General features: G+C 66.4%; 23 protein-coding genes. 10 read left to right on the top strand and 13 right to left on the bottom strand.

Annotation, left to right across the window (positions count from 1 at the left end; all coding sequences use genetic code 11):
• Positions 1 to 76 precede the first annotated feature (76 nt).
• Entirely contained in the window at positions 77 to 1,012 is a 936-nt protein-coding gene (locus ACQR13_RS24295) for a sugar-binding protein (protein ID WP_315715648.1), read from the top strand.
• 243 nt (positions 1,013 to 1,255) lie between these two features.
• Positions 1,256 to 2,134 carry a bifunctional helix-turn-helix transcriptional regulator/GNAT family N-acetyltransferase gene (locus ACQR13_RS24290; RefSeq protein WP_434863310.1) on the top strand — a complete coding sequence of 293 codons (879 nt, stop codon included), beginning with the start codon at positions 1,256 to 1,258 and terminating at the stop codon, positions 2,132 to 2,134.
• Positions 2,135 to 2,146: 12 nt separating this feature from the next.
• On the opposite strand, the gene fabA is transcribed toward ACQR13_RS24290, so the two are convergent.
• Positions 2,147 to 2,671, bottom strand: a complete 525-nt coding sequence (gene fabA, locus ACQR13_RS24285; RefSeq protein ID WP_434863309.1) for a bifunctional 3-hydroxydecanoyl-ACP dehydratase/trans-2-decenoyl-ACP isomerase — start codon at positions 2,669 to 2,671, stop codon at positions 2,147 to 2,149.
• Between the two features lie 172 nt (positions 2,672 to 2,843).
• Complete coding sequence (locus tag ACQR13_RS24280) at positions 2,844 to 3,524, bottom strand: ArsR/SmtB family transcription factor (RefSeq protein ID WP_434863308.1); 681 nt, start codon at positions 3,522 to 3,524, stop codon at positions 2,844 to 2,846.
• 78 nt (positions 3,525 to 3,602) lie between these two features.
• Between ACQR13_RS24280 and ACQR13_RS24275 the strand changes: the two genes are divergently transcribed.
• A complete protein-coding gene (locus ACQR13_RS24275; protein ID WP_434863307.1) occupies positions 3,603 to 5,021 on the top strand; it encodes a pyridoxal phosphate-dependent decarboxylase family protein in 1,419 nt (472 codons plus the stop codon).
• 13 nt (positions 5,022 to 5,034) lie between these two features.
• Here ACQR13_RS24275 and ACQR13_RS24270 read toward each other — a convergent pair whose 3' ends face one another.
• The gene (locus tag ACQR13_RS24270; protein WP_315826451.1) at positions 5,035 to 5,352 is read right to left on the bottom strand and encodes an antibiotic biosynthesis monooxygenase family protein; all 318 of its coding nucleotides are present in this window, start codon (positions 5,350 to 5,352) and stop codon (positions 5,035 to 5,037) included.
• A gap of 463 nt (positions 5,353 to 5,815) precedes the next feature.
• Here ACQR13_RS24270 and ACQR13_RS24265 point away from each other — a divergent pair, with 463 nt between their 5' ends.
• Positions 5,816 to 7,369: a L,D-transpeptidase gene (locus tag ACQR13_RS24265; RefSeq protein ID WP_434863306.1), complete on the top strand. Its 1,554-nt coding sequence runs from the start codon at positions 5,816 to 5,818 to the stop codon at positions 7,367 to 7,369.
• A gap of 56 nt (positions 7,370 to 7,425) precedes the next feature.
• Here the strand turns inward: ACQR13_RS24265 and ACQR13_RS24260 are convergent, their stop codons facing one another.
• Positions 7,426 to 8,094, bottom strand: a complete 669-nt coding sequence (locus ACQR13_RS24260) for a hypothetical protein (RefSeq protein ID WP_315715652.1) — start codon at positions 8,092 to 8,094, stop codon at positions 7,426 to 7,428.
• 261 nt (positions 8,095 to 8,355) lie between these two features.
• Between ACQR13_RS24260 and ACQR13_RS24255 the strand changes: the two genes are divergently transcribed.
• Positions 8,356 to 9,273: a PaaI family thioesterase gene (locus tag ACQR13_RS24255; RefSeq protein ID WP_316202529.1), complete on the top strand. Its 918-nt coding sequence runs from the start codon at positions 8,356 to 8,358 to the stop codon at positions 9,271 to 9,273.
• 24 nt (positions 9,274 to 9,297) lie between these two features.
• Here the strand turns inward: ACQR13_RS24255 and ACQR13_RS24250 are convergent, their stop codons facing one another.
• Both ACQR13_RS24250 and ACQR13_RS24245 read right to left on the bottom strand, forming a co-directional pair.
• Complete coding sequence (locus tag ACQR13_RS24250) at positions 9,298 to 9,651, bottom strand: DUF2200 domain-containing protein (protein ID WP_315715654.1); 354 nt, start codon at positions 9,649 to 9,651, stop codon at positions 9,298 to 9,300.
• A 132-nt stretch (positions 9,652 to 9,783) separates the two neighbouring features.
• Positions 9,784 to 11,310 (bottom strand): alpha/beta hydrolase, encoded by a 1,527-nt coding sequence (locus ACQR13_RS24245; RefSeq protein WP_316202530.1) that lies wholly within the window; start codon positions 11,308 to 11,310, stop codon positions 9,784 to 9,786.
• A 165-nt stretch (positions 11,311 to 11,475) separates the two neighbouring features.
• Between ACQR13_RS24245 and ACQR13_RS24240 the strand changes: the two genes are divergently transcribed.
• The 3 genes from ACQR13_RS24240 (at position 11,476) to ACQR13_RS24230 (ending at position 13,927) form a co-directional block, all read left to right on the top strand.
• Positions 11,476 to 12,195, top strand: coding sequence for a RibD family protein (locus tag ACQR13_RS24240; RefSeq protein ID WP_316202531.1), 720 nt, complete (start codon positions 11,476 to 11,478; stop codon positions 12,193 to 12,195).
• Positions 12,188 to 13,465 (top strand): flavin monoamine oxidase family protein, encoded by a 1,278-nt coding sequence (locus tag ACQR13_RS24235; protein WP_316202532.1) that lies wholly within the window; start codon positions 12,188 to 12,190, stop codon positions 13,463 to 13,465. Before ACQR13_RS24240 ends, ACQR13_RS24235 begins: the two co-directional genes overlap by 8 nt.
• Before the next feature lie 75 nt (positions 13,466 to 13,540).
• A complete protein-coding gene (locus ACQR13_RS24230) occupies positions 13,541 to 13,927 on the top strand; it encodes a VOC family protein (protein WP_315715658.1) in 387 nt (128 codons plus the stop codon).
• A 24-nt stretch (positions 13,928 to 13,951) separates the two neighbouring features.
• Here the strand turns inward: ACQR13_RS24230 and ACQR13_RS24225 are convergent, their stop codons facing one another.
• Entirely contained in the window at positions 13,952 to 14,884 is a 933-nt protein-coding gene (locus ACQR13_RS24225; RefSeq protein ID WP_315826444.1) for a LysR family transcriptional regulator, read from the bottom strand.
• A 123-nt stretch (positions 14,885 to 15,007) separates the two neighbouring features.
• On the opposite strand from ACQR13_RS24225, the gene ACQR13_RS24220 reads away from it, so the two are divergent.
• Positions 15,008 to 15,361, top strand: coding sequence for a protocatechuate 4,5-dioxygenase subunit alpha (locus tag ACQR13_RS24220; RefSeq protein WP_315751972.1), 354 nt, complete (start codon positions 15,008 to 15,010; stop codon positions 15,359 to 15,361).
• Between the two features lie 5 nt (positions 15,362 to 15,366).
• A complete protein-coding gene (locus tag ACQR13_RS24215; protein ID WP_315715661.1) occupies positions 15,367 to 16,203 on the top strand; it encodes a class III extradiol dioxygenase family protein in 837 nt (278 codons plus the stop codon).
• Between the two features lie 275 nt (positions 16,204 to 16,478).
• On the opposite strand, the gene ACQR13_RS24210 is transcribed toward ACQR13_RS24215, so the two are convergent.
• The 6 genes from ACQR13_RS24210 to dctA all read right to left on the bottom strand — a co-directional run bounded on the left by ACQR13_RS24210 (position 16,479) and on the right by dctA (position 25,904).
• Complete coding sequence (locus ACQR13_RS24210) at positions 16,479 to 17,168, bottom strand: PadR family transcriptional regulator (RefSeq protein WP_316185115.1); 690 nt, start codon at positions 17,166 to 17,168, stop codon at positions 16,479 to 16,481.
• 111 nt (positions 17,169 to 17,279) lie between these two features.
• Positions 17,280 to 20,351, bottom strand: a complete 3,072-nt coding sequence (locus ACQR13_RS24205; RefSeq protein WP_434844797.1) for an efflux RND transporter permease subunit — start codon at positions 20,349 to 20,351, stop codon at positions 17,280 to 17,282.
• A 33-nt stretch (positions 20,352 to 20,384) separates the two neighbouring features.
• The gene (locus tag ACQR13_RS24200) at positions 20,385 to 21,500 is read right to left on the bottom strand and encodes an efflux RND transporter periplasmic adaptor subunit (RefSeq protein ID WP_316170643.1); all 1,116 of its coding nucleotides are present in this window, start codon (positions 21,498 to 21,500) and stop codon (positions 20,385 to 20,387) included.
• Positions 21,500 to 23,062 carry an efflux transporter outer membrane subunit gene (locus ACQR13_RS24195; RefSeq protein ID WP_316170642.1) on the bottom strand — a complete coding sequence of 521 codons (1,563 nt, stop codon included), beginning with the start codon at positions 23,060 to 23,062 and terminating at the stop codon, positions 21,500 to 21,502. The genes ACQR13_RS24200 and ACQR13_RS24195 overlap by 1 nt, the downstream gene beginning before the upstream one ends.
• A 365-nt stretch (positions 23,063 to 23,427) precedes the next feature.
• Entirely contained in the window at positions 23,428 to 24,348 is a 921-nt protein-coding gene (locus tag ACQR13_RS24190) for a PepSY-associated TM helix domain-containing protein (protein ID WP_315715666.1), read from the bottom strand.
• A gap of 242 nt (positions 24,349 to 24,590) precedes the next feature.
• Positions 24,591 to 25,904 (bottom strand): C4-dicarboxylate transporter DctA, encoded by a 1,314-nt coding sequence (gene dctA / locus ACQR13_RS24185; protein WP_434863305.1) that lies wholly within the window; start codon positions 25,902 to 25,904, stop codon positions 24,591 to 24,593.
• Positions 25,905 to 25,936: the final 32 nt, after the last annotated feature.

The following is a 25,936-nucleotide window of genomic DNA, read 5'->3' as shown; positions in this document are numbered from 1 at the left end:
TGGCCGGGGTGACAATCGCGTCTATCCTCACCCGGAACAGACAATGATCAGGGATAGACATGGAGGAGGGAAACCCATGAAGAAGCTGCTCTATGCGGTCGCATCGCTCGCGATTTTGATGGCCCCGGCGCAGGCCGAGACCAAATACCGCTTCGCCATCGTGCCGAAGGCGATGAACAATCCGTTCTTCGACGTCGCACGCGACGGCTGTCTGAAGCGCGCCAAGGAGCTCGGCAATGTCGAGTGCATCTACAAGGGCCCGGTCGAGCACGAGCCGGCCACGCAGGCGCAGATCATCCAGGACTTCATCACCCAGAAGGTCGACGGCCTCGCCATCTCGGTCGCCGACGTTCCATCGATGACGAAATCGATCGAGGCGGCGACGGCGGCCGGCATTCCCGTCATCACCTTCGACGCCGATGCGCCGGGCTCGAAGCGCATTGCCTATATCGGTACCAACAACAAGGACTTCGGCCTCGCGCTCGGCAAGCAGCTCCGCGAGCTCCGGCCTGAGGGCGGCAAGTACGCCGTCGTCTCCGGCGGTCCCGGCGCCAAGAACCTTGCCGAGCGCGTCGACGGCGTGCGCGAGGCGCTCAAGGGCTCGAAGTGGACGGAAGTGGCGGGCTCGCCGACCTTCTGCAACGACGATCCCGCGCTCGCCGTGCAGCAGATGGCCGATCTGCGCACCGCGACGCCGGATCTCGGCGCCATCGTGCCGATCGGCGGCTGGCCGATGTTCGCGCCCGAGGGCTACAAGGCCTTCGTCAACAAGAACCGCAAGGACATCGACGCTGGCAAGCTGACGCTGGTCGTTGCCGATACGCTGAAGATGCAGCTCGAGCTGCTGCGCGACGGCTATTCCAACGCGCTGACCGGCCAGCGTCCGTTCGAGATGGGCGAGAAGGCGATGGACACGCTGCTCGCGATCAAGAAGGGCGAGAAGGTGCCGGAGGTGATCTACACCGGCCTCGACCTCGTCACCAAGGACAACGTCGCCAAGCTTTTGAACTGAGTTCCTCCCGGGGAAAACCTGGCGGTCCGGCAACCGGCTTCGGCCGGCGGCTGGGCCGCCCTTTTTGTTTGGGGATGCTTTTGGTACCCACGGACTGGACATGACGGTTGTGATCAATCGAAACGCTGCGGCGTACTGGATGCCCTGCTTGCGCAGGCAACGACGACAGAGGCTGGAGCGGCTGCCTGCACTCGACTACGGTCACAATTGACAGACGGAAATATCTGACTTAAGTCAGATACTATGCTCGACCCCGTCTCCCGCGTCCGCCGCTTCAACCGCGCCGTCACCTCGGAGGTCGGCGCGCTCGACACCTCGTTCCTCGGGCGCGGTCGGCCGCTCGGGGCGGCCCGCGTGCTCAATGCAATCGGCCATGGCCGCAGCGACGTGGCGGAGCTGCGCGACTATCTCGCACTCGATTCCGGGCTGATGAGCCGGCTGCTGCGCAGCCTGGAGGAGGAGGGGCTGGTGATGACCAGGCCGCATCCCGACGACGCGCGCCGCCGCGTCGCCAGGCTCACAGCCGCCGGGCGGCGCGAATTCGAGGCCTATGAGACGCTCTCCAACGCCCAGGCCGAATCGATGCTGGCGCGTCACGGGCAGCCCGAGGCGCTCTTGGCGGCGATGGACCTGGTCGCGGCCGCGCTCGGACGCAGCCGCATCGCCATCGACGAGGTTGATCCGCGCGGCGAGCAGTCGCGCTACTGCCTCGGCGAGTACTACGCCGAGCTGTCGCGCCGCTTCGAACGCGGCTTCGATGTGTCGCTGTCGCGCGATCCCGATGCCTTGGACATGATGGCGCCGCGCGGGGCTTTCTTCGTGGCGTTGTCCGACGGCCTGCCGCTCGGCTGTGTCGGGCTGAAGGGCAGCGGCGGCGATGTCGCCGAGATCAAGCGGCTCTGGGTCGCGCCCGCCGCGCGCGGCCTCGGCCTCGGCCGCCGCCTGATGGATGCGGCCGAAGAGGCTGCCCGCACGCTCTCGATCAGCATTCTTCGCCTCGACACCAACAGCGCGCTCGCCGAGGCCGTCCAGCTCTATCGCCGCACCGGCTGGACGGAGATCGACCGCTTCAACGACGATCCCTATCCAGACCTGTTCTTCGAGAAGCAGCTGTCGTCATAACGGCAGCAAAGCTCAAGATGTCGTCAACGCTACCTTCATGGAATTGGCCTCGTAAACACACGCGCCGTCCGCCAGCACGCGGCCATCGGCGATGCCGAGCACTAGGCGGCCGCGTTTGACTTGGCGCATGTCGACCTCGTAGCGCACGCAATTGACGTCCGGCGTGATCTGGCCTCTAAAGCTCACTTCTCCGACGCCGGTGGCGCGGCCCTTGCCGGGCGAGCCCGACCAGCCGAGCCAATAGCCCACCATCTGCCACATCGCGTCGAGGCCAAGACAGCCCGGCATCACCGGATCGTCGCGGAAGAGGGATTCGAAGAACCAGAGTTTGGGCGTGATGTCCAACTCGGCGACGATACGCCCCTTGCCATAGCGCCCGCCGTCGAGCCTCAGCTCGGTGATACGATCCATCATCAGCATCGGCGGCGCCGGCAGCTGCGCATTGCCCGGGCCGAAATAGCCGCCTTCGCTTGAGCGAAGGAGATCCTCCTTGGCGTAGGACGATTGCGGCACGTGAAAAGCGAGCGGGTCGGGCAACGCGTCATCTCCGTCAGCGATCGGGCATCGGCAAGGGAAGGACCCAGCCGCGGGCCGTCCTCCTCCACAGAGGATGGGAATGCAGTGCAGGCCGTGCAAGCCGAGGCGGTCAAATAACGCAGCGAAAGGCGCTCTGCTGATGCAGGCGAGCCACGCCAGGGTGGGCGGGTCCTCAGACCGGAAACAACCGTTCGAACTCGCGCAGCCCCTGCGGGCTGAACAGCACGGCGCGGCTGTCCTTGTCGCGGTGGGCCCATTTGAGTTTGAAGATCCGCGCGAGATAGGCAGAGCCGAGACGGCCGGCGAGATGGTCTCGCCGCTCGCTCCAGTCGAGGCAACTGACGCAGGTCATGCGGTCCTTCGACTGCAGCTCGCCAAGATCGATCCCGAACTGCTCGGTGAAAAGTCGCCCGGCGTCGGTTAGCGTGACGTGCTCTCCGCTGCGCTCCAGCAGCCTGCCACGCAGCAGGCTCTCGAACATCTGGACACCGCGGGCGCCGGCAAGATGATCGTAGCAGACGCGCGCCTCGCGCAGCGCGGGATCGCGCGGACCGGTGCGAACGCGCCGATGTCCCGTGCGCGCCGCCAGCAGCATCAGCGTCTCCAACGTGTGCACGACGTCCTCGCCGGACAGGCGCACATAGCGATTGCGTCCCTGCCGGACCGAGACGAGCAGTTCTGCCCGCTCGAGCTTGTTGACGTGGGCGCTGGCGGTCGGAAGTCCGATGTCCGCCGACCTGGCGAGCTCGCTGACGGTCAGGGCGCGGCCATCCATCAGTGCGGAGAGAATGTTGGCGCGCGCCGGATCGCCGATCAGCGCGGCGATGGCAGCGAAGTTGGGACCGTCCCTCATGGTGTGATCGATAGCGAAGCATCGGGGCGGTTTCAACGCATATAACGCTGCAGACCTGACGCAAGAATGGACGGATATATGCCGGGACGCGATGAACGGATCGGGACCTTGGAATTGGCGCTGAAGCATGCCGTGCGGCATCTGGAGCGGCAGCACAGCACGCCGGTCCGCGCGACGGCTTCACTTGAAGATCTACGACTTCGGCTAGGCCGTGCGCTGTCCAGTGACGGAGTTGCCGCAGAGCGCGTCATCGATGATCTCGTTCGCGACGTCGAGGGGGGAATCCTCGGCAGCACATCCGGGCGGTTTTTCGGCTGGGTGATCGGCGGGACTATGCCGGCCGCGCTGGCCGCCGACTGGCTGGTCTCCGCCTGGGACCAGAACGCGGCGATCAATGCCTGTGGTCCTGCAGAGGCCGTCATCGAGGAGATTGCGGGCGCCTGGCTCAAGGAGTTGTTCGGGCTGCCCATGACGGCGAGTTTCGCATTCGTGACGGGCACGCAGATGGCGCATGTGACCTGTCTCGGCGCGGCGCGTCATCGCTTGCTCGCGCGGCTGGGATGGGATGTCGAGGAACGGGGATTGTTCGGCGCGCCTTCCATTCGCGTCATCACGAGTAGCGAGCGGCACGGCTCTGTCGAGCGCGCGCTGCGCCTGCTCGGCTTCGGCAAGAACGCGGTGCAGTCTCTGCCTTGCAACGATGCAGGGCAGCTCACGCCGTCGGCCCTCGAACGCGCGTTGGCAGACAGCCTGCAGCCGACGATCGTGGTCCTGCAGGCGGGCGACCTCAACATCGGCGCGTTCGACCCGTTTGTCGACCTGATCCCCATCGCTCGCGCGCACGACGCATGGGTGCATGTGGACGGGGCCTTCGGCCTGTGGGCGGCTGCGAGTTCGCGTTACCGGCATCTGCTGCGCGGCGTCGAACTCGCGGATTCCTGGACCAACGACGGCCACAAATGGCTCAACACGCCGTTCGATTGCGGCTACGCGTTCGTGGCCGATGCCGGGGCGCATCGGAGCGCCTTCTCGCATCGTACGAGCTATACGATGTTTGTCGACGGCGCCCGCGACCCGATCGACTGGACCCCCGAATGGTCGCGGCGTGGCCGCGCCGTTCCGACCTATGCTGCCATCCGACAGCTCGGCCGGCGGGGCATCGCTGACCTCGTCGACCGATGCTGTGCCTATGCTCACGCCCTGGTCATGCGGATCGGAACGCTGTCCGGTGCGGCCGTGATGTGGGAGCCGACCCTGAATCAGGGATTGTTGAGGTTCCTTGATCCGCGTCCAGCCGCGACCGAAATGGATCACGATCGCCGGACCGATGCCGTGATCGCGGCGATCTGCGCCACCGGAGAAGCTTTCTTCGGCGGCACGACGTGGCGCGGCAAGCGCTGCATGCGGGTCTCGGTCTGCAACTGGCAGACGAACGAGGCCGACATCGATCGCGCCGTTGCCGCAGCCCGGTGCGTCCTCGGCGGTCCGTCACAATGACGGATCGAAAAGCTCAGTCGTGCTCGAACGGTCCGACCTCGCGGACGACCTTGCAGATCTGCAGGAATCCGCTGGCGAAGAACTCGGCATGTCCTCGCTTCATGGTCTCGACATGCTCGGGATGGGTCCGCCAGGCTTCGAGCGCTTCCTCCGAGGCGAAGCGGAACACGGTCAGCTCCTCGCCATCGGGCGCCTTGTACGACTTGACCGACAGGAAGCCCGGAAGTCTGCTCACGATGCCGTACATGCGTTCGCCCAGCCGCTCATATGTGTCGAGCGAGGCGTCGCTGCGCAGCTTCAGATCGCCAACGACGATCACTTCGCCGATCATGGTTTCGTTCCTTTGCCGATCAATTCGCGCGCCGTCCAGAGGTCGGTGCGGGCCGCCCCCCGGGCGCTGAATGGCCATTCGATTGGCATTGGGATTTGTTACGCGCCTCGCGACAGCGGATGCGACGGGCGAGCCGGATCGACTGCTGAGTAGGTGACTTGTCTTTGCGCAATCGAATCGCCACTCTCCTGATAGCGCGCGGGATGGCAGGGAACCTGCCGGGTCTCTGGTCCGACGGGGCCGGGTGGTTCGCCTGTGCACACGGCACGTCTCGGCAGGATCACGTCGGCCACGTCTGGAGGTTTCTCGGCTCGGTATGGCAAGTCACGATTCTCGCGGCCTTCGCGCCCCGCACGAGCCTGGACACCAGGTTCTTCACCCAAAAAACATGATCGAGCGCAAAGACTGTGCTCGGCCGCCCGCGCTGAGCGGGCGGCAACGGGCATTGAAATCGAGGCAGGGCATGGCTGGTCAGGTTACGGCGTCGCAATTCGCTCCAGCCAGGCGGCGTTGGGGAAGTTCCGCCTTCGTGACCATTGCGGCGCTGGCTGTGCTGGCGCTGTCCGGCGGCGTCGAGGCCCGCGCCCGGCAGGGGCGTCCGGCGCCGGTGATCGAGGCGACGGCGCCGCGTGCGCATGGCGATCCGATCATGGCGATCGTGTCGATCAAGACCCAGAAGGTGACGTTCTACGACGCCGATGGCTGGATATGGCGCGCACCGGTGTCGACCGGCGTCTCCGGCCGCGAGACGCCGGCCGGCGTGTTCGCCATCATCGAGAAGGACAAGGACCACCACTCGACTCTTTACGACGATGCCTGGATGCCGAACATGCAGCGCATCACCTGGAACGGGGTGGCGCTGCATGGCGGGCCGCTGCCCGGCTATGCCGCCTCGCATGGCTGCGTCCGCATGCCCTACGGCTTTGCCGAGAAGCTGTTCGACCGGACCTGGATCGGCATGCGGGTGATCATCGCGCCGGGTGACCCGGCGCCCGTCGAGTTCTCCCATCCCGCCCTGTTCGCGCCGAATGCGCAGGCGCTCGCCGCGGTGCCCTCGCGGGCCGCGACGCTCGGCCGCGAGGCCGAGGACGCCGCCAGGAGCGCCGACGAGGCCAAGGCGGCGGCTGCCGCGGCCGATCGCGAGGCCAAGGCTCTGAAGGCGTCCTTGCGCAAGCTGGAGCAGGCCAAGGCGCGCGCCGAGGCCGAGCTCAAATTCACCGACAGGAAGCTGGCCGCCGCCAAGACCGATCAGGCCAGGACGCTGGCCGAGGATGCGAAGCAGAAGGCCGCCGCCAAGGCGACCGACGCGGCAGCGCAGCTCGAGGCCGCGAAGTCGGACGCGACCGCGAAGCTCGCTGCGGCGACCTCGACCAAGGATGCCGCCAAGGCGGCGGCGGCCAGGAAGGCCGATGCGAGCAAGGCTGCGACGGACGCCAGGCTCGCGACCGAGCCGGTCTCGGTCTATATCAGCCGGTCCGCGCAGATGCTCTATGTCAGGCGCAACACGCACAAGCCGGCCCCCGACGGCGGCGGCGAGGTGTTCGACACCTCGATCGAGGCGCCGGTGACCATCCGTGATCCCGACCGGCCGATCGGAACGCATGTGTTCACCGCGGTGGCGCAGAACGGCGCGGGGCTGCGCTGGACGGCGGTGACCATCGACGACGGCGACACCGCCAAGGACGCGCTCGACCGCATCACCATTCCGAAGGACGTGCTCGACCGGATCGCGCCGACGGCCGTGCCGCGCTCCTCGATCATCGTCTCGGACGAGCCGCTGTCGAGCGAGACCAATTATCGGACCGAGTTCGTCGCGGTGCTGAGCAACCAGCCGCAGGGCGGCTTCATCACGCGCCGGCCGACGACCAATGTCGACGTCGTCGCCAGCGGGGACGAATATGACGACGGCTTCGGCAGCTTCTTCCAGCGCAGCTGGGATGGCCAGCCCGTCGCGGCGCCGCGCCGCCGCGGTCCGCCTCCGACCTACTACCGGCCGGTGCAGCCGGGCTGGTGGTGACCAGCCGGGCTGATGCCTGACCGCGATTCGCGGGTCAGGCCGGATGGCCCTTCAAATCAGTTGCGACCTGCGGGGATGACGCCGGGCCACTGCATCAAGAAAGGCTGCGGCTCGTGCTGCGCCTCGGTCGCGCGCGCCACGCGCCTGACACGGTGAGGCCTGCGGGAGATCGAGCTGGTCGCCTCGCGAGCGGTCTCGATGCGCGTCAACTGCTGACGCATCTCGCCGGTGGAGGTCCGGAGCTGCTCGATGGTCATGTCGCTGTTCGCGGCCGCGGTGCGCAGCCCGCTCAGCTCGGTTGCCGCATCTTCCTGGGCGCCGCGGAGGCGGATCGTCTGGCGCTTCAGCAGCGCGAGATCGGATTCGATCTTGTCGGCCGTATCGCGGCGGCGCGCCTCGGTCTCGTCGGCGGCGGTGCGCAAGACGGCCAGGCCCGTTTCGGCCGTGGTGAGGCTGGCGCGCAATTGCAGAAGCTCGCCGGAGGTGTCGCTCTGGCGGTCGCGCAGCTGGGCGGTCTCGGCCTTGAGCTGCGCCAGCTCCGAGGTCAGCGTGGCGACGCGGCTCTCGAGCGAAGGCGCTCCGGTGCCGAAGGAGAAGCTGTTGGCGCCGCCGCTGCTCCACCACATCGCACCGGCGCTGGCTACGAGCGCCAGGCTCAGGACAATTCGTAGAGAGGCCGTGCCGCTGCTCGGCGGGGCGTCCGGCGTCTTGGTGGATCTGCGCATCGACGGGTCTCCGGGATTTGATGGAGACAATTATGATCATATTAAGGTTGCCAATGTTCTAAGCGCGCGGCTCCGGCGGAACATTTCATCCACGTAGTTTTGCGGGAATGGGCTCTCGCAGCCTCGAGTTGTGAGCATGACCGGCGGCGCTCAGGAGTGCCGATGCAGGGACGGCGATGATCCGGCCCGGATCGCTGGCATGCAAATCGGATCCGTCGGAAAAGGCTTCGTGCGTCCTCGGGATCGTGATCTAAATCGCGCATGTCCGACATTCCGCCCACCGCCGCACCGCCGGCATTTGACGTGCTCGCCGAGGCCATCGGGCAGCGCCGCTCGGTCTATGGCCATATCAGCGGGCTCAGGATGGATCGCTTCGCGCCCGGCGAAGCCTGGTCGACCCTGCCTTATCGTCCCGTGTTCGTCGGCGACAGCGAGACCGGGGTGATCCATGGCGGCGTCGTCACCGCGATGCTCGACGAGAGCTGCGGCATGGCGGTGCAGCTTGCGCTCGACGGCAGCCGGGCGATCGCCACGCTCGATCTGCGCATCGACTATCAGAAGCCGGCGACCCCCGGTCTCGACATCAAGGCCCATGCGGTCTGCTTCCGCGTCACGCGCTCGATCGCGTTCGTGCGCGCCACCGCCTATCAGGAGGAGGAGACCGCACCGGTCGCCACCGCGACCGCCTGCTTCATGATTGGCGCCAACCGCACCAACATGCTGACCGACCGGGCGGCCTTCGACGGCGTGCCACCGTCGCTCGACGCCCCGGACGATCCGGCGGGGCCGTTTCCCACCAGTCCGTTCGCGCGCTGCCTCGGCATCCGCTTTGCCGAGAACGACACGCTGGTGATGCCGTTCTCGCGCCGGATCATCGGCAATCCCGTGCTGCCTGCGATCCATGGCGGCATGACCGGTGCGTTTCTCGAGACCGCAGCGATCGTCACCGTGATGCGCGAGCTCGGCGCCACGGCGCCGCCGAAGCCGGTCGGCCTCACCATCAACTATCTGAGGTCGGGCCGCGCGCTCGACACCGTCGCATCGGCGTCGATCGTCAAGCAGGGACGCCGCGTCGTCGCCTTCGAGGCCCGCGCCTGGCAGGACGATGCGACGAAGCCGATCGCCACCGCCTTCGGCCATTTCATGCTACGACCGGCGCCAGGGCAGGAGCAGGATTGAGGGAGACCGGGTCGCGAGACACGATCAGGCCTTGCGCAGGATCTTGTCCATTGCCTTTCCCCGCGCCAGCTCATCGACCAGCTTGTCCAAGTAGCGGATCTCCCGCATCGTCGGTTCCTCGACATCCTCCACGCGGACGCCGCAGATCATGCCCTTGATCAGGGTCCGCGCCGGATTCATCGCTGGCGCCTGTGCGAAGAAGGTCTCGAAGTCCGTCTGACGCTCCAACCGGATCTCAAGCTCGCTTTGGCCATAGCCCGTCAGCCAGCAGATCACCTGATCGACCTCTGCCTTGGTGCGTCCCTTCTTCTCGGCCTTCGCGACGTACAATCGGTACACGCTCGCGAAGCTCGTCGTGTAGATGCGGTGTTTTGCCATGCTGACTCCATCGGATCGTAGGCGAGGCATGTCGGGTCTGCGAGGGGCGACGGCGCGGCACGAGCGCGTGCTTCATGTCCGCGTTTCGGATCGTCGGACAGCACGTTCGTTCGCACATGTCGGAAACGGACGCTAGCCCGGCAGGAACATCGGAAACGACACCCCGAGCGACCACGCCAGGATCAGGCCGAGACCGAGGCCTTCGGCCATCGGCGAGCAGGTCCTGCGACCGACACAGCCGCCGATCAGTCCGAACACGATGAAGAACGGCACGATCACGGGGATGATGATGAGCAGAAAGAACAGCCGCTTGAGGTCGAGCGCGACTGCCCCGCCCAACGAGGCCAGGAAGGCGGTGCGGATCCACACGGTGCGCCATAGCGCGGCGTGGCCGCCCCTGTTGGCGATGCAGTCCGCCAGCATGTAGGGCACCGCGCCCATTGCGATCGCTGCGATGATCGGCAGGCGCGCCGCGATCGGCATGAACGAGGCGACGTAGCGGTCGAGCGCGCCACCGAAGCAGCAGATGCCGTAGGCGGCCAGCGCCAGCGCCGCGAGCCAGGCCACGCGGCCGAAGTGAACGCCCTGCGCGCGTAGCAGCGTGAGCGACAGCGTGCCGTACACGAAAATATGTACGGCGAGGTAGTCGGCGATTAGAACGGGCAGGAAGCGGGTCTCGACGAACCTCAGGACGATCGGTGTCGTCACCGCCGGCACCAGCGTGGCGATCGCAAGACTGCGCAGCGGAATTGTCGGCGGCGGCGCATCACCCTTCGGCAGCAGCTCGGCCAAGGGCCACGCCAGCAGCACGATGCCGGCGAGCAGCAGCGCGATCGCACCGCCAGTCGAAGCGACCGGGCCGCTGCTGGCGCGGCCGAACGCCCGATCGAGCCAGTCGCGTGCCTCGCGCAGTGCGGTCGTCGAATACAGCACACTGACGTGTTCGACTCCGGGCGCGACGACGGCGCGGCGTCCGCCATTTGCGGCGGGATCGCCCACGGTGTCGCCCTCGCGCGCGGCGGGATCGGCGAGCCGGAGGTTGCGCAGCGAATCCCGGCGCAGGGCCGCCTCCCATTCGCCTGTGATGATCAGCAGATTGCGCGGCGCGCTCGCCGTGACGGCCTCGGAAAACATCGAGATCGCCACCGTCGCCCTGATACGCGGATCGGCCAGCGCCTGGCGGACGATGATGTCGGAAGCCATCGAGTGTCCGAGCAGGGCGACCTGGCCGTCGTTCCCCGGCAGGGACAGCGCGGCGTCGGTGACGCGGCCGATCTCGCGCATCAGCTTCTTCGTCGTGCCGTCGACGCGCGTGACGTCGCCCGACATCGGCGTCGGATTGCGGCCATGCCCCTCGAAGTCGAACGAGACCGCGACATAGCCCGCGCGCGCCAATGTCAGCGCATAGGCCTCCATGAACTGGCGTGAGCCCGCAAAGCCGTGGGCAATGACGACCACGGGCGACGCAGCCGCGTCGTCGCGCCGATAGACGGTGATGGGGGTGGTGCCTGCCTGCAGCAGGGTGATCGTGATGCCCGCGCGCTCGGCTTCGAGGCGCCAGATCCCGGCGACGCAGAGCGCGAGGCCGGCGAGCGCTGCGGCCAGCAGGGCTGCCCCGCGCAAACCGATGGCGTCTCGTCTGCGCGGCGCAGCGTCCATGATCGGCTCCGTTTGCAGCCGAAACTAGCGCAGGAATTGGTGCGGTAACAACGACAGCGCAGGCGAGCCGCACCGGCGCAATCGAACGAAACGCACGCCACTTCGTTGACAACGCCGCCGGAGCGATATTCGGTGACCCCCGTTCAGCGGCGACAAGGAGGATGCATGAAACCGGAAGTCATCTGCCTGATGGCGTCGAGCGTCGACGGCCGGACCCTGCCGAGCCGCTGGCGTCCGAAGGGATCGGGCGATCTGTTCGAGCAGGTGCATGACAAGCTCGGCGGCGACGCCTGGCTGATCGGCCGCGTCACCGGCCAGGAATTCGCCAAGGGCTCGGCCTATCCGGCCGAGACGACGGAGCGATTCCCGCGCACTCAGTGGATCGCGCGCCGCGATGCCAAGGCCTACGGCATCGTGCTCGATCCCCATGGCAAGATCTGCTGGGGTCGCTCCGACATCGGCGGCGATCCGATCGTCGTCGTGCTGACCGAGGCCGTGTCGGATGCGCATCTTTCGGGACTGCGCGGCGAGGGCGTGTCGTACATCTTCGCCGGCCAGGCGAAGCTCGATCTTTCGCGCGTGCTCGAGATCGTCGCGCAGGAGCTCGGCGTGAAACGCCTGCTGCTCGAAGGCGGTGGCGGCGCCAACGGCGCGTTCCTTCGCGCGGGCCTGGTCGACGAGTTCAACCTCGTTCTGTGTCCGGCGGTGGATGGCGCCAAGGGGGCGCCCAGCGTGTTCGATTCGACGGAAGCCGAGTCCGGCGAGCGTGCCCCGATCACGGCAATGACGCTCGAAAGCAGCACGGCGCTGGAGGGCGGCGCGCTGTGGCTGCGCTACAAGATCACCAACGGCTCGGCCTTGCCGGCCCGGGCAAGTCATGGCTGAGCGGCGAATGCACATCATCATCGTCGGGGCCGGTGCCGCGGGCCTGATGGCGGCGCGCGAACTGGCCCGCGCAGGCCAGCAGGTGACGCTGCTGGAGGCGCGCAACCGCTGCGGCGGGCGAATCCATCCGCTGCCCGCAAGCAGGTTCGGATATCGCGCGGATGCCGGTGCGGAATTCATCCATGGCGAGGCGCCCGTCACCCACGCGCTGATGGCCGAGGCGGGGCTCACCTCGACGCCGGTCGATGGCGCGCGCTGGTACGTGACGGATGGCGCGTTCTCGCGCGAGGATCCCGCTGATCGGCAGATGCGCCAGTTGCACCGCGTGGCGCGTCAGCTCGACGAGGATATGACCGTGACGGCGCTGCTCGATCGGCATTTCGCCGGCGCGGAGTTTGCCGCCCTGCGCAAGTCGGTCTTGGGGATGGTGCAGGGCTATGACGCGGCCGATCCCGGTCGTGCCAGCGTGTTCGCGCTGCGCGACGAATGGATGGGCGGCGACCGCGGCGCTCAGGCGCGCATCGTCGGCGGCTACGCGGCGCTGCTCTATCATCTCCTGGCGGAGTGCCGGGTGCATGGCGTGGCGATGCTGCTCGAGGCGGTGGTCCGCGCGGTGGAGAGCTCCGATGATGGTGTCGTCGTGCGCTTGGCTGACGGCCGTGCGCAGCGCGGCGATCTCGTCATCCTGACCGTGCCGCTGCCGCTGCTGCGAACCATCGCGCTGCCGCCGGCCATGCGCCCGCAATTGGCCGCAGCCGAAACCATCGGCTTCGGCAACGTCATCAAGCTGCTGCTTCGCTTCGAGCGTCGCTGGTGGCGAGAGGCCCGGACCGAGGACCTTTCCGACATGCTGTTCGTGCTGTCCGATGCCGACGTGCCGGTGTGGTGGACGCAGCATCCGAACGATGACGCGGTGCTGACCGGCTGGCTCGCCGGGCCGCCGGCCGGCGCCTTCGCCGCGTGCGACGAGGCCGCGCTGATCGAAAACGGGCTTTCGGCGCTCGCAAACATCTTCTCACAGCCCGTGTGCTTGCTGAAGCAGCAGCTCGTCGCGTCGCATGTCACGGATTGGGCGAAGGATCCGTTCGCGCGCGGGGCCTATTCCTATGCGACGCTGACATCCCACGAGGCGCAGGATACGCTTTCGCGTCGGGATGGCGGACGGGTGCTGATCTCCGGCGAAGCGCTGTATCGCGGACGCGACATGGGAACGGTCGAGGCGGCGCTGGCGAGTGGGCAACAAACGGCGCGGCGCATCTTCTCGATGTGATCGAGCCGTGTTCGACACGTTGCGCCGGTGCGCCCACGGCGCTAGCATTCGCCGGTCACCATGGAGAGGATCACCATGCTCGACCACGTCGGCTTCCCTGTCTCCGACTTCGCCCGCGCCAAGGCGTTCTATGCGGCCGCCCTGGCGCCGCTCGGCTATGTCCTGATGATGGAGATCACCGACGCGCAGACCGGCGGCCATGGTGATCATGCCGGCTTCGGCGACGGCCGTCCGGATTTCTGGATCGGCACCGGCGGGACGGCCGCGACCTCGACGCATGTCGCGTTCCACGCCAAGGATCGCGCCACGGTCGATGCGTTCTATCAAGCGGCGATCGCCGCAGGCGGAATGGACAACGGCGCGCCTGGACTGCGGCCGCATTATCACGAGAACTATTACGGCGCGTTCGTGCGCGACGCCGACGGCAACAACATCGAGGCGGTGTGCCACGCGCCGGCGTGAGGGCCGCTCACCCCTCGGGATGAGTCAGGCCATCACCGGCATGTGCTCGGCGGCCGCGGCCAAGCTCGGCGCGACCACGATCTCGAGCTGCTGGCGCAGCCAGCGGTGCATCGGATCTTCGTGGTGTCGCAAGTGCCAGACCATGTACATCGGCATCGCCGGGCAGGGGACGGGCACCGGCGCCACCGCCAGGCCGCGCAGCATGTAGGCGCGCAGCAGGCTCGGCAGGGTCGCGATCATGCGGCTGCCGCGCAGGAACGGGCCGATGCCGCCGAAGCCCGGCACCTGCGCCGCGAACCGCCTGACTAGGCCGCGCTCGGCGAGGACCTCGTCGATGTCGAGGCGGCGCCGCGGCTCGTACAGTACCGTGACGTGGTCGCTGGCGAGATAGTCCTCCAGGCTCTGCGGCGGCTCGCGCTGGCTCGCATCGTAGAACACGCGATAGCTGTCCTCGAACAGCCGCTTCTGCAGGATGTCGCTGCCCTCGGGCGGGCGCGGCGTGATGATGAGCTGACAGTGCTCTTCGCGCAGCATCTCCGGCGTCGGTGCGCCGGAAGGGATCACGCGCAGGCTGAGGCCCGGCGCCTGCGCGCGGGCGTAACGGAGCAGGGACGGCAGCAGCAGGTCGCGCTGCAGATCATTGGCCGCGATCGTCACCTGCGCGGAGATTTTCGCCGGCTCGAACGCAGCGGTGTGCGAGAAGCTCCGGAGATCGTCGAGCAGCGCGCGGGCGCGCAGCGCCAGGAGCTGCGCATGCGCGGTCGGCACGATGCCGCGGCCGGACTTCACGAACAGCGGATCTCCGGTGATCGCGCGCAGCTTGTCGAGCAGATGGCTGACGGCCGACTGCGTGACTCCGAGCCGCTGCGCCGCGCGGGTGACCGAGCCTTCCTCGATGACGGCGAGCAGGAGCTGCAGCAGGTGGCCGTCGAGGTCCAAATGATCGAATTGGCTCATGGATCGGATCGGTCGCGCGGCCTTTATTGACGGTGTCTGTCGGCGATACTGGCGGGCACGAACGGCGCCGCGTTTGATCCAGATCAAGCGCGGCCGTCCGAAACACGCCCAGGGGAGGCTCAGATGTCCACCACGTCAGCCCGGCAGCCCGTGCCCGGCACCACCATCTTCGACGGCGAGCAGGCCCGCAAAGGCTACGCCCTCAACAAGATGTGCTACTCGTTCAACGATGCCGCCAACCGCAAGGCGTTCGTCGCCGACGAGGACGGCTATTGCGCCAAATACGGCCTCAATGCACAGCAGCGCGCGGCGATCAGGAACCGCAACGTGCTGGAGCTGATCGAGGCCGGCGGCAACGCCTACTACCTCGCCAAGTTCGCCGGCATCTTCGGGCTCGACATGCAGGACATCGGCGCGCAGCAGACCGGGCTGACGAAAGAGCAGTTCAAGGCCAAGCTTCTGGCGGCGAGGGGGTAATCGTCATGGCAAAGATCGTCGGTTGCATCACCACCTCGCACGTTCCGGCCATTGGCGGCGCGATCGCCAAGGGCCTGCAGCAGGATCCGTATTGGAAACCGTTCTTCGACGGCTTCCCGCATGTCCGCGAGTGGCTCGCCAAGGTCAAACCGGATGTGGTCGTGCTCGTCTACAACGACCATGGCCTCAACTTCTTCCTCGACAAGATGCCGACCTTCGCGGTCGGCGCGGCCGACAGCTACAGCAATGCCGACGAGGGCTGGGGCATTCCGCAGACCGCGCCGTTCAAGGGTGACAGCGAATTGTCCTGGCATTTGATCGAGCATCTGGTGAAGGAGGATTTCGACCTCACCACCTGCCAGGAGATGGTGGTCGATCACGCCTTCACACTGCCGATGGCGCTGTGCTGGCCCGATCAGAAATGGCCGGTGCGGGTGGTGCCCGTGGTCGTCAACACGGTGCAGGCGCCGCTGCCGTCGGCCGCGCGCTGCTACAAGCTCGGCCAGGCGCTGGCGCGGGCGGTTCAATCCTGGCCGAAGGACGAGCGCGTCGTCGTGATGGGGACCGGCGGCCTGTCGCATCAGCTCGACGGCGAGCGTGCCGGCTTCATCAACAAGGATTTCGACGAGAAGTTCATGGCCAGCATGGTCGACGATCCCGCCTGGGCGACGAAGTATTCGACCACCGAGCTGGTCGAGCTGTCGGGCACCCAGGGCGTCGAATTGCTGAACTGGATGGTCGCGCGCGGCACCCTGCCGGAGAAGGTCCGCAAGGAGCACGCCAACTATCACATCCCGATCTCGAATACGGCGACCGGGCTGATGGTGCTGGAGCCGGTGTAGGGCCCCTGCGAGAGTCTTTATCGGAAGGCGACGACTGAGAGTCGTCTGCCAACGACGATCACGCGGTATGGGTCCCGGCGAACGCCGGACCCGTACCGCGGATGCTATCGAGGGATGCGGCTGTCAGGGGCCCGCTTCGGACCGACTTCCGTGCGGCTGCCCTTACCCGACCCTCTCGCCGTGAAGAACGGTTGAGAGGGAGCGCAGCGTCTGGGCGGCGCGAGCACGGATATCAATTCCGGTTGCCACGGCTCCGCTCCTGGCTGATGTTGATGTCAGCTCGCGGTGCCCTCGTCGCCCTGGATATCGGCGATGGCGCGGGTGAGGATGTCGCTGACACGCTTCGCTTCCGCGTCGCTCCAGCCCTGCCGGTGCATCTTGAGCGCCATCTTTAGCGTCTGCACGCTCTGCAGCACCGGCTCCGGCGGGCGCATGCCGCCCATGGTGCGGGCCATGATGCGCAGCCGGCTCAGCAGGCCATCGATGGCGGCTTCATCCTCTTTCAGCGCCTGACGGCCGGCGTCGGTGATCGCGAACAGCTTCTTGCCGCCCTCGGCCGATGTCGCTTCGATCTGGCCCATGTCCTCGAGCAGATTGAGGATCGGATAGACCGAGCCCGGGCTCGGCGAGTACGCCCCGCCGACCAACTGTTCGACCGCCTTGATCAGCTCATAGCCATGGCGCGGCTTCTCACCGATCAGCCACAGCAGCAGGCTGCGCAGATCGCCGGGACCGAAGAAGCGGCCGCCGCCGCCACGCCCGAACTCCTCGCGACCGCCGCGGCGGCCACGCTCGAACAGGCCGGCCGCCCGCGGGCCGAACCCGCCGCCGCGCCCGCCCATGCGCATCTCCTCGCAGGCTTCGTCGAAGCCACGCCGTCCATGACGTCCGCGATGTCCCCAGCCGCGCTCCTGGTTGTCGTCGTCTCTGCGGGAGGGGCCAAATGTCCAATGATGATGTCTCATACGATATGATCTCCGTTTCGTACGAACGATATATCGTTTATATGTTTCGTTTGTCAACCGTGACCGATGCACGTTTCCGAATCTGCAAATAACGCGTTGATTTCACGCGATTTATGGGATTGCCTCGGTCACGCGACCCGCGACCTCGTGCGCCGTGCCGCGATGCGCAATCAGCGCATAGGCGACGGGGACCACGAACAGCGTGAACAGGGTGCCGATCGCGAGTCCGGTCGCGATCACGAGCCCCATGTTGAAGCGGGACACCGCGCCGGCGCCGCTCGCGGTGATCAGCGGGATCACGCCGAGCACCATCGCCGCCGTGGTCATCAGGATCGGCCGCAGCCGGACGGTCGCCGCTTCGATGATCGCCTCGGTGCGGTCCTTGCCCTGTTCGCGCAGCTCGTTCGCGACCTCGACCATCAGGATGCCGTGCTTGCTGACGAGGCCCATCAGGGTGACCAAGCCGACCTGGGTGTAGATGTTGATGCTGGCGCCGCCGATGCCGAGGCTGATGAAGATCAGCGCGCCCGCCAGCGACATCGGCACCGACACCAGGATGATGATCGGATCGACGAAGCTGTTGAACAAGGCGGCGAGCGCCAGGAAGATGATGATCAGCGCGAACACGAAGGTGGTGACGAAGCCGCCGGATTCCTGCTCGAGCTGTCGCGACGCGCCGCCATAGTCGATCGAGTAACCCGATGGCAGCGACTTCGCGATCTCCTTCAAGGTGGCGAGCGCGTCGCCCATCGCGATACCCGGCATCGCCACGCCGGAGATGGTCGCCGCGTTGATCTGCTGGAAGTGATTGAGCGACTCAGGGATTGTCTTGCGCTCGAGCCGGGCCACGGTCGACAGCGGCACCATGGCATTGCCGCCGGCGCGGATCGAATAGTCGAGCAACTGATTGTCGGTGAGGCGGTCGTTCTGCCGCACCTGCGGGATCACCTTGTAGGAGCGGCCCTCCAGGCTGAAATAGTCGAGATAATTGCCGCCCAGCATGGTCGCGAGCGCGCCGCCGAGATCGCTCATCTTGAGGCCGAGATCGGCGGTCTTGTCGCGATCGAACACCACGGTGGTCTGCGGCTTGTCGATCTTCAGATCGCTGTCGAGGAAGATGAATCGGCCGCTCGCCAGCGCCTTGGCCATGAAATCGCGCGACACGTCGTTGAGCTCGCCGAACGCGCCGGTGGTGCCGATCACGAACTGGACCGGCAGGCCGTTGCTGCCCGGCAGCGGCGAGGGCTGGAACGCCACCGAGCGGGCGCCGGCGATGCCGTTCAGGAGCTGCTGGAATTCCGGCTGCAGGGTCTTGGTCGTCGCCTTGCGCTGATCCCAGGGCTTGAGAACCCAGCCGCCGATCACCTGTGTCGAGGTGTCGATCTGGAACACGGTGCGCGTCTCCGGCCGCTGGGCAATCAGGCCGTACAGCTGCTGGCCGTAGAACTGGCGCTGCTCGAGCGTGGCCGAGGGCGCCGAATTCGTCAGCGACAGCACGATGCCCTGGTCCTCGTCCGGCGCGAGCTCGCTGGTGGAGCTGACATAGAGCCAGGGGATCATCGCCAGCAGCAGCAGCGCGAACACCACGACCACCGGCTTGGTCGCGAACACGCTTTCGAGCCCGCGGCGATAGCCCTGTGCGAGCCGTTCGAGCACGTGGTCGATCGCACGCACCAGCCGCGCCTCGACCGTGGTGGCGTCGCGCTCGGTCCGGCGCAGCAGCCAGGCGCAGTTCATCGGCGACAGCGTCAGCGCGATCACCGCCGAGACGGTGACGGCGCCGGCGAGCGTGAAGGCGAATTCGGTGAACAGCGCGCCGGTGAGGCCGCCCTGGAAGCCGACGGGCACGTAGACCGCGATCAGCACCACGGTCATCGCGATGATCGGGCTCGCCAGCGCGCGCGCCGACTGGATGGCAGCCTCGACCGGCGGCACACCCTCGTCGATCAGGCGGTGAACGCTCTCCACCACGATGATGGCGTCGTCGACGACCAGGCCGATCGCGAGCACCAGCGCCAGCAAGGTCAGCAGGTTGATGGAGAAGCCCATCAGCAGCATCAGGCCGAAGGTGCCGATCAGCGATAGCGGAATGGCGATCACCGGGATCAGCACCGAGCGCCACGATCCCAGGAACATGAAGACGACGACAATTACGATCCCGATCGCCTCCACCAGCGTATGGATCACCTCGTCGATGGACGAGTTCACGAAATCGGTGGAGTCGTACAGGATCTCGCTGGTGATGCCGTTCGGCAGCTGTCGCTGCAGCTCCGGATAAACGGCCTTCACGCCGTTGATGACGTCGAGCAGGTTCGCCGTTGGCGCCACCTGGATGCCGATGTAGACTGCGGTCTTGCCGTTGAAGCGCGTCGCGCTGTCATAGTCGTCATTGCCGAGCGTGACATTGGCGACATCGCGCAGGCGGATGATGGCGCCATTGACCTGCTTGACGACGAGATTGCGGTATTGCTCCAGCGAATGCAGATTTGTCGCGGCGGCGAGGTCGACCTGCACGAGGCGGCCCTTGGTGGTGCCGAGCCCGGAGATGTAGTCGTTGCCCGACAGTGCCGTCGACACGTCGGTTGCCGTCAGGCCATAGGCCGCAAGCTTGTCGGGGTCGAGCCAGGCGCGCAGCGCGAATTTCTTGGCGCCGAGCAGTTCGGCGGTCTGCACCCCGGAGACCGCCTGCAGCTTCGGCTGTACCACGCGGGTGAGGTAGTCGGTGATCTGGTTCGGCGCCAGCACGTCGCTGGCGAAGCCGATATACATCGAGTCGATGGTCTGCCCGACCTTCAAGGTCAGGGTCGGCTGCTGCGTGCCCGTCGGCAGCTGGTTCAGCACCGAGTTCACCTTGGCGTTGATCTCGGTCATCGCCTTGCCGGAATCGTAGTTGAGCCGCAGGTTCACGGTGATGGTGCTGCTGCCGGTGACGCTGGTCGACGTCATGTAGTCGATGCCGTTGGCCTGGGCGATCGCATTCTCCAGCGGCGTGGTGATGAAGCCGGCGATGATGTCGCTATCGGCGCCGGCATAGGCCGTGCTCACCGTGACGATGGCGTTCTGCGTGCGCGGATATTGCAGGATGGCGAGCGTCGTCATCGAACGCAGGCCGAGCACGAGAATAAGGGCGCTGACCACGAGCGCCAGCACCGGCCGGCGGATGAAGATGTCTGTGAAACGCATAGTGATGACTCTGATGGGTACGGGCTGGCCGGATTATTGGTCGACGACATCCGGCGCGGCTTCCGCGACCGGCACGTGCGAATTGTCGATTCTCACCGGGCTGCCGTTGCGCAGCTTGATCTGTCCCGCGATCACCACCGTCTCGCCCGGCTTGATGCCGTCGGTGATCGCGATCCGGTCGCCCTTGGCCGGCTTGCTCTTCACGAACGTCTGCCGCGCCTTGCCCTCGCCGTCCTTGAGATCGTCGACCACGTAGACGAGATCGCCATAGGGATTGCTGACGATCGCTGTCAGCGGCAGCGTGACGAGCTGTTCGGGCTTGCCGGTCGCGATCTCGACCTTGGCGAACATGCCCGGCAGCAACCGCGTCGCATCGTTGTGCAGGGTGGCGCGAATCTGGACGTTGCGGCTCGTCGAATCGACCTTGGCGTTGATCGCGGAGATCTGACCGGTGAAGCGTTCGCCGGGATAGGCGTCGACGGCGATTCCGACGTCCTGGCCGATCCGAATGTCGGCGAGCGACTGCTGCGGCAGGTAGAAATCGACGAAGATCGGATCGAGGCTCTGCAGGGTGACGATGGTGGTGCCGGCGCCGAGATACTGCCCGAGATCGACGGCGCGGATGCCGAGCCGGCCGGCGAACGGCGCCTTCAGCGTCTTCTGCTCGACGATCGCCTTCTGCTGCGTGACCAGGGCCTGCGCGTTCTTGAGGTTGGCGCGATCGCTGTCGAGCGTGGCCTGGCTGACCGCGTTGAACTTGATCTGCTCCTCGTCGCGCTTGACGACGATGGCATAGTTCTCGGCAGTCGCCTGCAGCGACTGCAGCTTGGCGACGTCATCGGTCGCGACCAGCTGCAGCAATTGCTGGCCGGCTTCGACGGTGTCGCCCGAATTGAACTGGATGCCCTGCACGATGCCTGCAGCCTGCAGCGCCAGATCGGCGCCGTTGACGGCGCGCAGCGAGCCGACCGCGGTGAGGTTGGAGCGCCATGCTGCGGTCGCTGCAACGACCGTCGAGATCGTCTGCGGCGGGTTGGCCATGGCGCCGATCGCCTTGGCGATCATGATGCCCTTGAAGGTCTGAAAGCCGTACAGGCCGCCGAACAGCACCGCCATGGCGGCCAGCATGATCGTCATGCGTTTCTTCATTACATTGCTTCCTGGGTCGTACGATTGGGACCGGCGAAATAACCGGGATTGGCACGCGGCAGCGCCGCCGGGGTCTCGTCCTGGCGATTCCACCAGCCGCCGCCGAGCGCCTGGAACAGCGCCGCGGTGTCGGTGAAGCGCGTGGCCTGCGACTTGATGCGGGAGACGCGTGCGTTGAGATAGGATTGCTGCGCGTTGATGACGTTGGCGTAGGGCACCGCGCCGCTCCTGAACTGCTCGACCGCCATGGCGAGACTGTCGGCGGTGGCCTTCTCGGCGGCGGCCTGGGCCTTCAGCGCCTCGGCGTCGTACTGGATGGCGCGCAGCGAATCCGCGACATTCTGGAACGCCGTGATGACGGTGCTCTTGTAGAGCGACAGATCCTGCTCGAAGGTGGCGACGTCCGCCTCCTTGGTGTGATACAGCGTGCCGCCGTCGAGCAGCTTCTGGCTGACGCTCGAGGCCGCATCCCACACGATGGTCGTCGGCGAGAACAGCCGGCCCGGTCCGCTTGCGCCGTAGCTGCCCGACAGCGTCACCTGCGGCAGCAGATTGGCGACGCCGACGCCGACCGTCGCTGTGGCCTGGTGCAGCGTGGCCTCGGCCTGCCGGATGTCGGGACGCTGCCGGACGAGCGAGGAGGGCAGTGACATCGGCAGTTTGCGCGGCAGCCGCAGCTCCGCGAGGGTCACATGCTCGCCGCGATCCTGGCTCGGCAGCCGGCCGAGATAGGCCATCAGTTGATTGCGTTGCTGTGCGAGTTGCTTCTGCAGCGGCGCCAAGGTCGCCTTGGCCTGCGCCAGCGTTGCTTCCTGCGCCAGCACGTCGGATTTGGAGATGGCGCCGACGTCAAACTGGTGTTGGATCCGGCCAAGCTGGTCGGTCTCCGCCTTGATGATCTCCTCCGTCGCGGCAATCTGATCGCGCAACGAGGCGTCGCTGATCGCGGCGGTGACGACATTGGCGGTCAGCGACAGATACGTCGCTTCCATCTTGAAGGCCTGGTAGTCGGCCTGCGCCTGCAGCGCCTCCACCTGGCGACGCGTGCCGCCCCATAGGTCGAGCGCGTAGCTGACGCTCACCGACGTGCCATAGAGCGTGTACAGCGAGGTCTGACCAGGCCATTGTCCCTGCTGCGTGCTGGAGGCCTGCGTACGCTCGGCCGAGCCGCTCGCGCTCAGCTGCGGAAACAGCGCGCCCTGCTGCGATAGCGCGTTCTCGCGCGCAGCACGCAGCGCCAATTGTGCGGCTTCGATGTCCGGGTGGTTGCGAATCGCCTCCTCGACGAAGGCGTTGATCTGCCGGGAATGAAACAGCGCCCACCAAGTGCCGGGCAGATCGCCTCCGGGCGCGAAGCTCTGCACATTGCCGCCCGGTGTCGAGGCGCCGGCGGTCGCGGCGAGCCGACGTTCGGCCACATAACCGGTTGCGGCCGGCGCGTCGGGAGACATGAAGTCCGGACCGACGGCGCAGGACGCGAGCAGCATGCTGCAGCCGAGGAGGCCGAGCCGCAAGGGCAGCGCGCTGCATCTCGGGACCAGCCCCAAACAGGCATGAAACATTTTGACATCATCGGACATAAAACTAAACCGTTTCGTTTTCTGTCGCCGACGATGCGTGGCGGTTCCGGCCTAGTCAAGTCACGTTGATGACAAAGCGAGCTTGCTCACAGCTTCACGTCTCGCGCACCGCTGCGCGGCGCCGGCGCTCGTCTGCATCGGGACGCGGGCATGACAGCTCCGAGACGAACGCCGAGAACGCGCCGCTGCCCTTCCCGCGGTGGCGGGCAGCTACGTCGTTTCTCACAATGATCGAAAAAGCGCCGTCGCGCCCACATTGTCCAGGGCAGGCCCGAGCGAAGCAGCGCGTGCAGATCGCGCTGGAAGCCGGCCCGCGGTGCGAGCCGGCGTCTGCAACGTAGCGCTGGTCAGGATGGCATCGAGGATGCGACCACCGGCTTCGCCGGCACGTCGCGCACGCGGCTCGGGCGCCGCAGCCGGCGTTGCGTCCAGATCAGCAGGCCAGTGACCAGCAGCGCGAACAGCGCGACCGAGATCAGAACGTTGGCCGCGCTGCCGATCAGAGACCAGTTGCCTTCATGCAGCAGGCGCGGCCAGTTGCGCGGCAACGCGGAGAGCCCGTCGGACGTAACGGCATAGGCCCTGAGCTCATCGCCCTCGATGATGCGCGCCATCATCCGTCCGCCGCGATTGCCGATCGAGTTCACCGACGACAGGTCGTGGTCCTTGGCGACGATGCTGACGGCGTCAGGCAGCGAGACGCGCTTGGCTGCGGCAGGAGGAGTGCCGCCTGCGAAGGTCAGGCCGAGCTCGAGGCAGAGTCCGGTGAGCGGGCTGAGCAAAATCAGCGGCAGCGTGAACCAGGCCGTGCCCTTGTGCCAGCCGGACAGCGTGTTGCGTAGCCGCGGCAGTCCCATCAGAATGCCGATGATCATGATGCTGATCATGGCGATGGTCGAGATCAGGGTGAGGCCGGGGATTCCGATCAGATGCTCGTGGGTCCTGCGCGCCCACGAGAAGACGCTGGGCATCGCCGGCTTTTCGACGGCGGCACCGGTTGTCATGTCGACCTCGGCGCCCGGCGCCCCCTGCAAGGTCAGATGCTGCGTGGAGGCGTCGATCGACAGACCGCGTGCCTTGCCGTCGGGATCGTATTGCTTGATCAGCGCGACCACGCGCGCCGGATCGACGCTTTGCGGCTTGACGGCGGCGACCTGCGCCATCGGCTCGAAGGAGAGGATCAGCCCGGTCACGATGATGACAAGCAATGGCAGCGCAAAGACGAGGCTGATCCAACGGTGAAGTTTGAGCAGAAGCTGCTTGTTCATGATCGTCTCCGATTGATCGTCTCGCACGCGGTATCATGCGGGACCGTTGTCCGCAGGCGTCTGCTCCGTGAACGTTTCTGATCGTTCTCGCTGGACGACGCCGGGATATCAACCTGTCGTCCGCCGCGCTTCATTAGCTGAGCGCAGCAGCGAGACGAAGGAGATAACTATTAATTTTAGGTCATGCGCCGTTTGATCGGCATCAATGCGGCAGAGGTCGTTTCAGGACTGCTGGGATGATGTCAATTTGTATCAGATGCCGTCTTGCGGCCATCGAGCACCTCGCGCAGGCATGTCGCGTCCAAGCCGTTCTCCCACTTCGCGATGACGATGGTGGCGACTGCATTGCCTATCAGGTTGGTCGGCGTCAGCCCCTGCGACATCAGGCGATGGATGCCGAGCACCAGCGCGACGCTGGCGACCGGAATCGTACCGGTCGCGGCGAGCGTGGCGGCCAGCACGACGAAGGCGGCGCCCGCGATGCCGGCCGCGCCCTTCGACGTCACCAGCAGGATCAGCACCAGCCCGATCTGGTGGCTGATGTCGAGATGCGTGTTGGTCGCCTGCGCCAGAAACACCGCGGCGGTCGCGAGGTAGAGGCAGGTGCCGTCGAGATTGAACGAATAGCCGGTGGGGATGACGAGACCGACGATGCTGCGTTCGCAGCCAGCGGCTTCGAGTTTCGCCAGCATGCGCGGCAGCACGGTCTCCGATGACGTGGTGGCGATGCAGACCAGCACCTCGTCCCTGATGTAGCGGATCAGCTTCCACAGGCTGAAGCCGGTGAAGGCGGCAATCGGGCCGAGCACGGCGGCGATGAAGATCAGGCAGGTGAGATAGAAGCTGCCGAGCAGCAGGCCGAGCTTGGCCAGCGAGCCCAGGCCGAACTTGCCGACGGTGAAGGCGATGGCGCCGAATGCGCCCAGCGGCGCTGCCCACATCACGATCCGAACGACACCGAAGATCATCCGGCCGGCGACATCGATCACGTCCGTCACCGGCTTGGCGCGGTCGCCGAGCCAGATCAGTGCAAAGCCGCACATGACCGAGATGAACAGCACCTGCAGGATATTGCCCTCGGCAAAGGCGCCAACGAAGGTCTGCGGAATGATGTTGAGCAGGAACGGCACGAAGCCGACCGCAGCGGTCTGCTTGACATAGGGCTCGATCGTCGCGGAGTTGATCGTCGCCGGGTCGACGTTCATGCCGACGCCGGGCTGAAACAGGTTCACCGCGGTCAAGCCGATGATCAGCGCCAGCGTCGTGATCGCCTCGAAATAGATCAGCGCCTTGATCGCGACGCGGCCGACCTTGGCCATGTCGGCCATGTGGGCGATGCCGTTGACCACGGTGCAGAAGATGATCGGCGCGATCAGCATCCGGATCGCCTTGATGAAGGCATCGCCGAGCGGCTGCATCTGGGCGCCCAGATCCGGCTTGACGGCGCCGAGCAGGATGCCCGCTGCCATCGCGATCATGACCTGGACCCAAAGCTCCTTCCACCAGCCGCGGCGGGCGCCTGCCTTGCTGTCGGCGGTGAGGGTCGTGGCGGTCATGATCGGTCCTGTCGCTGAACGGGCGAATTCGC

The sequence above is a fragment of the Bradyrhizobium sp. HKCCYLRH3059 genome (assembly GCF_051168035.1).
GTDB lineage: Bacteria > Pseudomonadota > Alphaproteobacteria > Rhizobiales > Xanthobacteraceae > Bradyrhizobium.
The sequence above is the reverse complement of the archived record's forward strand: the minus strand, read 5'-3'. Positions and strand labels throughout refer to the sequence as shown.